Origin of the sequence: Rhodococcus sp. G-MC3 (genome assembly GCF_030063335.1) — a bacterium.
In the GTDB taxonomy this organism is placed as follows: Bacteria; Actinomycetota; Actinomycetes; order Mycobacteriales; family Mycobacteriaceae; genus Rhodococcoides.
In genome coordinates, this window is the sequence record NZ_JASISW010000025.1 from 72,242 (window position 1) to 78,839 (window position 6,598).

General features: G+C 60.7%; 6 protein-coding genes and 1 rRNA gene. 4 read left to right on the forward strand and 3 right to left on the reverse strand.

Annotated elements, in window-relative coordinates; genetic code table 11:
• Window positions 1-8 precede the first annotated feature (8 nt).
• On the reverse strand, window positions 9-1,277 hold the full coding sequence (locus tag QMK17_RS22525; protein ID WP_283511536.1) for an amino acid deaminase: 1,269 nt from the start codon (window positions 1,275-1,277) through the stop codon (window positions 9-11).
• A 124-nt stretch (window positions 1,278-1,401) separates the two neighbouring features.
• Here QMK17_RS22525 and QMK17_RS22530 point away from each other — a divergent pair, with 124 nt between their 5' ends.
• From QMK17_RS22530 to QMK17_RS22540, 3 genes are read left to right on the forward strand one after another with little or no spacing between them, the layout of a single operon-like run.
• Window positions 1,402-2,409: a sugar kinase gene (locus QMK17_RS22530; RefSeq protein WP_283511537.1), complete on the forward strand. Its 1,008-nt coding sequence runs from the start codon at window positions 1,402-1,404 to the stop codon at window positions 2,407-2,409.
• Window positions 2,406-3,176 (forward strand): IclR family transcriptional regulator, encoded by a 771-nt coding sequence (locus QMK17_RS22535; RefSeq protein WP_283511538.1) that lies wholly within the window; start codon window positions 2,406-2,408, stop codon window positions 3,174-3,176. Before QMK17_RS22530 ends, QMK17_RS22535 begins: the two co-directional genes overlap by 4 nt.
• The gene (locus QMK17_RS22540) at window positions 3,176-3,577 is read left to right on the forward strand and encodes a RidA family protein (RefSeq protein ID WP_283511539.1); all 402 of its coding nucleotides are present in this window, start codon (window positions 3,176-3,178) and stop codon (window positions 3,575-3,577) included. Before QMK17_RS22535 ends, QMK17_RS22540 begins: the two co-directional genes overlap by 1 nt.
• A gap of 39 nt (window positions 3,578-3,616) precedes the next feature.
• Here the strand turns inward: QMK17_RS22540 and QMK17_RS22545 are convergent, their stop codons facing one another.
• Entirely contained in the window at window positions 3,617-4,762 is a 1,146-nt protein-coding gene (locus tag QMK17_RS22545) for a T3SS (YopN, CesT) and YbjN peptide-binding chaperone 1 (protein WP_283511540.1), read from the reverse strand.
• Between the two features lie 83 nt (window positions 4,763-4,845).
• On the reverse strand, window positions 4,846-5,997 hold the full coding sequence (locus QMK17_RS22550; RefSeq protein WP_283511541.1) for an alkaline phosphatase family protein: 1,152 nt from the start codon (window positions 5,995-5,997) through the stop codon (window positions 4,846-4,848).
• A 492-nt stretch (window positions 5,998-6,489) separates the two neighbouring features.
• On the opposite strand from QMK17_RS22550, the gene QMK17_RS22555 reads away from it, so the two are divergent.
• Window positions 6,490-6,598: ribosomal RNA gene (locus tag QMK17_RS22555) — 16S ribosomal RNA — on the forward strand; the annotation flags it as partial.

A 6,598-nucleotide genomic window follows, 5' to 3' on the forward strand; every position in this document is an offset into this window, starting at 1 on the left:
GTCCAGTCCTAGAAAAATGTGTGGATCAAGTCCACGACACGGGGATTGTCGGAGTCGGCGTCGTCGATCACGGGAACGAGGCGCCACTTGTCGAATGCCGTGCACGGGTGCGATAGGCCTAGTCTCACAACGCTTCCCACCGGAACGACGTCGTCGTCATCCGGAAATCGCAGGAACGCGTGCTGGTCGTTGAGCGCAGTGATCTCGCCGTGTACCGATTGCGGAACCGGCAAGCCCTCGTCGTAAGGCAGGTCCCGCTTTCCTGCGTCGAGAAGTGCCAGGCCTGGTTCGGGGCGCGAGACCACGCGCGCCCACCCGTGCATCGCAGCTTCGAGCGGGTGGTCCGACCGACTCGGAATCAACGGTGAGATCTGCGAATAGAAGCCGTCGTCGTGGATGATGTACGCCCCCGACCTGACGACGACCGACGTCGCTACACCGCGAGTGCCGTCCTCGTCGGCGAGCGGCGCAAGATGCTCGACGACGAGATCCTGGTACGCGCTCCCACCTGCAGTGATGATGGCGTGGTCTCCGTAGAGACCTGCAGACTCGAGTTCGTGGTGGAGCGTGCCGACGGCGCCGAGGTACTCGGCTACCGAGGCAAGGCCGGCTTCGGATCGGTCGTGGCTCAGCGCACCCTCGTATCCGCCGACACCTGCCAAGGACAGGTGGGGAGATGCGGACACCGCATTCGCAACCTCGAGCGCATACTCGACGGTACGGGCACCCGTGCGTCCATGCTCACCCCCGAGTTCGACGATGACCGCGACCTGCCGTGTCGCGCCGGCTTTGCTCAAAATGTCATCCATCGCCTGGACGGTGCCGAGACCGTCGGCCCAGCAGTAGAACTCGAATTCGGCATGAGCATCGAGTTCTTGTGAAAGCCATGTCAGGCCGACCGGATCCACGCCAGAGTTGGCGAGCATGATGCGCTCGACGCCGAAGCTGCGTGCGAGCTGAACCTGCCAGAGAGTCGCCAAAGTGATTGCCCAGGAGCCTGAGTCGAGCTGGCGTTTCCACAGAACCGGCGCCATCGTCGTCTTCCCATGGGGCGCGAGCTTCACCCCTGCCTCGGCGGCCCAGGCGGCCATGACCGCAATGTTGTGGTCGATTCGTGCGTCATCGACAGTCAGCAGCGGCGTCTGGAACCGGCTCAGTTCAGGCTTCGTCCCGACGAACTCCTCGATCGAGCGTCCCCACGAGTCTGCGGGTAGCGACTTGTGTTCTGGGCCGATCGCTTGTGCGCGAAGGGTGTTCACGATGTTCGAGTCGATCAAGGCGGGGTCCTCCTAGGGCGCTCGTAGCGTTGCGTATTTTGCAACGCATGTTGCGTAAAATGTTTGTAATTAGTAGTGTGCATGCAAAGAGGGCAAACCCGCAAGCATTCGGAGGAGATATTCTGTGTCGTCGTCTCGGGTTGTATGCATCGGCGAGGGGCTGGCGGTGCTGGTCGCGGAACCTGGACCCCTCGAACATTCCGAGTCGTTCAGTCGATCGGCCGGGGGAGCGGAAGCCAATGTCGCACGGGTTCTCGTCCAACTCGGGGTGTCGGCGTCGTGGATCTCACGAGTGGGAGACGACGGCTTCGGTCGCTATCTTGTTCGACAACTCGATGATGCGGGCGTGGACGTAGCAGCGGTAGCGATCGATACTGCCCGCCCGACGGGCATGTACGTCAAAGCGCGAGGTGCAGGTACCGGAGTCGACGGCGACCTGCCATTGGGTGAGAGTGCGATGACGTACTTCCGTTCCGGATCTGCAGCGAGCGCGCTGTCTGTCGACGACATTGCCTGCGGTCCCGCCGATCGGTTGATCCGCGGCGCCGAGATCGTTCACTTTTCCGGTATCACCGTTGCACTCTCGGACACATCCCAGGCGATGACCCGATCCTTGCTGAGCGTGGCCTCGACCGTCAGCTTCGATCTGAATTTCAGGCGTCCCCTGTGGGGTGATCGCGTCGAAGAAGCGTCTGTGGTGCTGGCCGACCATGTCCGCGGCAGTGACGTCGTGTTCATGGGCGCGGACGAAGCGCTGGAGGTGTTCGGAAGCGACGATCCCGACACATTGCGCGCACAGTTTCCCGAACCGAGATTTCTGGTCGTCAAGAACGACGCTCACGTCGTGACTGCCTTCGACGGCGCCTCCCGTGTCGATGTTCCTGCGCTGACTCTCGATGTGGTCGAAAAGATCGGCGCCGGTGACGCCTTCGCCGGTGGTTTTCTCGCCGGTCTGGCGAAGGGCCTTTCTCCTGTCAATCGAGTTCGACTAGGGCATCTGTGTGCGGCAGGTGCACTCACCGCGCACGGAGACGTTGCCGAGGTGCTCGAATCATCGAGTGTTACAGCAGCATTGAACCTATCCGAGCGCGAGTGGAGTGTCGTTCACTTTTCGGCATTGTCGGTGTCATGAGCCAGAGCCTCTCGCGTGCGTTGACTATCCTGGGGCTGCTCGGAGACGAGTCGCGTTCGCTCGACCAACTTGCAGTCGAGCTCGACGTCCACAAGACCACGGTGCTTCGTCTGCTGCGGACAATGGAAGCGGACAGATTTGTTCAACACGATGCAGCGCATCGTTACATCCTCGGTTCGCGCGTGTTCGAGTTGGCTAATCGTGCACTGGAACAACGTGACGTCCGGTCCATTGCCCGCCCGCACCTGGGTGCGCTCAATGCGTCGACCGGGCAGACGATTCACCTCGCTACGTACGAGTCGGGTGAAGCGGTGTACATCGACAAGTTCGACGCCAAGCAGAGTGTTCGGATGTACTCGAGAATCGGCCGGCCGGCGCCATTGCACTGCACGGCGGTCGGGAAGGTTCTTGTTTCGGCCAAGCCCCGGGCCGAACAGATCGACATTGCGCATCGCATCGAGTACGCCAAATTCACCGACCGGACCATTCAAACCCCCGATCGGTATCTGGCGGAGCTAAAACTCGTCGCACACCAGGGGTACGCCGAAGATCACGAGGAACACGAGTCCTTCGTCAACTGCGTCGGCGTTCCCGTCCTCGACGGCACAGGAAACACCGTCGCTGCCGTGTCGATGTCGGTGCCCGACATGTTGCTCGATCATGCACACGTACTTGCCACTCTGCCCGAAATTTTGGCTGTGGCCGCAGCAATCTCGGCTGACCTGGGGTGGAAGCCCAAACCCGATGTTTCAGAGAAAGGAAGATGATGAGCGAGAAGATCGCAGTTCGAACCGACGGGGCGCCGGCGCCTGCACACACTTTTTCGCAGGGCGTGCGCAAGGGCCCGTTCGTGCAGGTGTCGGGCCAAGGCCCGGTCGACCCGAAAACCAGCGAATACCTGTTCCCGGGAGATGTCGCAGCGCAGACGACACGGACACTCGAGAATGTCCGTGCAATCGTCGAAGCAAGCGGAGCCACGTTCGACGACGTCGTGATGCTTCGTGTCTACCTCACCAAGCGTGAGGACTTCGCGGTCATGAACGACGCATACGGCGAGTTCGTGAACAAGTACACCAAAGGCGATGTACTGCCAAGTCGGACAACGGTGTTCACAGGACTTCCGCGTGAAGAAATGCTGGTAGAAATCGACGCCGTCGCGATCGTCTGACCCCGCGCGCCCGTCCGGTGACGGGCGGGCTTGTACGGATCAGGCTTTGTCGAAGAAGCCGACGGTACGAAGAGCGAGTTGCAGAGCACGGACGATCCTGTCCCACGGAACTGCCTCGGCTTCGTATTCGGCACCGGGCTCGTCGCGGAGTACAGCTTCTCGCGCATACTCCCGCCACGACTGAGCCTGCTCGGCGCAGAAGGTCTGGTAGCGAATGATCTTCTCGCGGTCGGCGCCGCATACCGAGACGACATCGTCGACGCCGACCTCGCCACCTGATTCTGCATCGATTTCGAGAAGCGTCATCAGCTGCGGCGGAACATCCTCGTCAGCCGGCACCTCGATCATGTCGTCTGCGACGCAGACGGGGTGTCGAGACGGCAGGGTGCCGCCGAGGTGTTCGGCGAACTGGTCATCGGCAGTGGAAACGAATGCTGCGAGCCGCGCGACGGCGCTGGTCACGTGCTGGGGCACCATGGGGCTGGCATCGATGCTCACCGCGGCATGAACTCGGTCTTCGACGAGCAGAAACTTCAGCCTGGGATGACGACGATTCAAGTCAGCGACCAGTTCGGCGGCTCGCGTTCGGCCAGAAATTCGTTCGACAATGCACGCGTGGGCGCGAACCTCATCCGAGCTTGCGACATAAATGTGTACAGCTGTTCCGGCGATTTCTATCGTGAAGCTTCCGCTGCCATCGGTGGACTCCACTGCGTTGTCGAACGTTGCATGCAACGCGTCTTTCACCGAGACGACGAGTTCGGACTCGTCGGTCCGCGTTGCTGGAGTCACGAAGTCTCCCGCCGACAACTGCGCGCTCTCTGTTTCCGGCGCGACCAGAAACGACGGGTGGGGAACGTTCCACGCATGGCGGATTTCCGTCACGATCTTTGCCACGAAGCGGTCTACCCACGGTGCATCTTCTTCGAGCAGATGAATTGCGTCGACGTCCGAGCGGCGCCACGGAGGCGGTGGTGAAGACAACCCCGACGACGCGCAGACGAGGCCACCGGCGGCGGTCGTTCGAATCATCATTTCCTGCCTCGACGAGTTTTTCGGGGCAAACTTGGCGACGACCGAGGACTCGAACCCCGGGCCGCTGGAGGCCAAGCGATCAGAAAGCTGGGTGGTAAACGCCCGCCAATCGTGTTCGGTTACGTCGTCCAGATTCGGAATCTCGAACATCGACATGTCTCTCCCCGTTTCACCGCTGCTTCGAACATCTGTTCCAGCAAAAGCTAGCGCGGGCCACCGACACGATCGGGATTTCAGCGTCGCGGTCGGACGACGATAGCGGGAACCAACAGCTCCGCAGAGGTCAGCGACCCGTGATGTCCGATCAGTTTGGATGCGTTCGACTCCGCCTGGCTTCTGATGAGAGCCGAACAGTCGTTGGCCACGGCAAGGAGGTCGCCGATCCTGCCGTAGGCATCCTCTGTGACGCGAGGGCCGAACCATCCGCGCTCGATGGCATCGTCCCTGGTGACCACGGTGAATCGGCCTTCCAGTAGCTGTAGCCAGGTGTCATGGACATCGGCGGTAGCTCCCTGCCTGGTGTAGAGGTAGCGCATACGTGGCTCGCCACCCAGCTGGCGAAGGCCGGCTCTGAGTTCGGGTGTCGTGTCGTAGTCGATCCGCTGCTCGATTTCGACCATCCCGTGATCAGCAACGACCACGAGCGCGCCATCCGCCGGCAATCGCGACGCGATCTTCTCGACGAGGGCGTCGACGTGTTGCAGCTGTAATCGCCACGCGGGGGCGTTCGGGCCGCGAACGTGACCGACCAGATCAAGATCGCCGTAATAGGAGTACGTCAGTGCCGGTCCGGCGTCGGACAAGGCGTGGATCGTCTCGGCGGCGAGATCAGCGCTGGAGATCGAGTTCCGAAATGCTGCCCCGCGCAGCGACGCCCGCGTCAATCCGGACCCGTTCTGCATCGACGGCCCTATGTGAACCATACGAATGCCCGCGTCGCGGGCGTGTTCGAATGCAGTCGGCAACGGTTGAAAACGCTCGGGCGTCAAGTCCAGGGGCAGTTCTTCCGCGTTGGATGATCCCTGCAGCTTCCACTGCAAGCTGTTCATCAGGCGTTTGTGGTTCGGCAGTGACACCAGATACCCGACGATTCCGTGCTCCCCGGGGGGCAGGCCAGTGCCGAGCGAGCTGAGGCTCGTTGCGGTTGTACTCGGGAATCCCGCGGTGATCGGCGACGACGCCTGCGCTGTCATGAAGGGTGCATCGTCCGGATGTGCTGCGAGTTGGTCCGCACCCAGACCGTCGATCATCAGGACGCAGACCCGTCGAACGCCGTCGAGGTTCAGATCGAGCCGATCGGTTTCCGTCTGCACACCTAGATAGGAGAGGACCGACGGGACCACGTCGGCGAGAGAACCCGAGCCGTACCGCGGAGAAAGCAACATGTCCCCACCGTAGGCGTGCGCTCTACACCTTGTGGCGAACTGTTGTTAACGAAGGCAGGCGCCTGACCAGGCGATTTGCGAAGGCGTTCTTCTTGGCGTAACTTTTGTCGAGTCAGAGCGACACGGACACCGACCAAGTCTTCACGGACTTGGACACGAGGTTGGACGCAGAGCGACCTGGCAGCCCCTGATGAGGTGAAGGTTTACCTCATTCGGGACATAAAAGTTAAGCCCCGGAGTCAACGCGAGAGCGAAGACGATGGTGTGTGCGTGTTCTTTGAGAACTCAACAGTGTGTCGATGAATGTCAGTGCCGAATGTTTTTGGTGCTCATGCCTTTCGGGGTGTGGGTGTGACATCTTCTTGCTTCATTCCTTCACGGTGTGAGGTGGGTTGATATTTGTTTTATAGCTAGTTGAGTTTTTTTGCTAGTGATTTGGACTTGATGTCATTTGACTGATTAGCAATCTTCGGATTGTGATATCTAGAGTCTTTTACGGAGAGTTTGATCCTGGCTCAGGACGAACGCTGGCGGCGTGCTTAACACATGCAAGTCGAGCGGTAAGGCCTTTCGGGGTACACGAGCGGCGAACGGGTGAGTA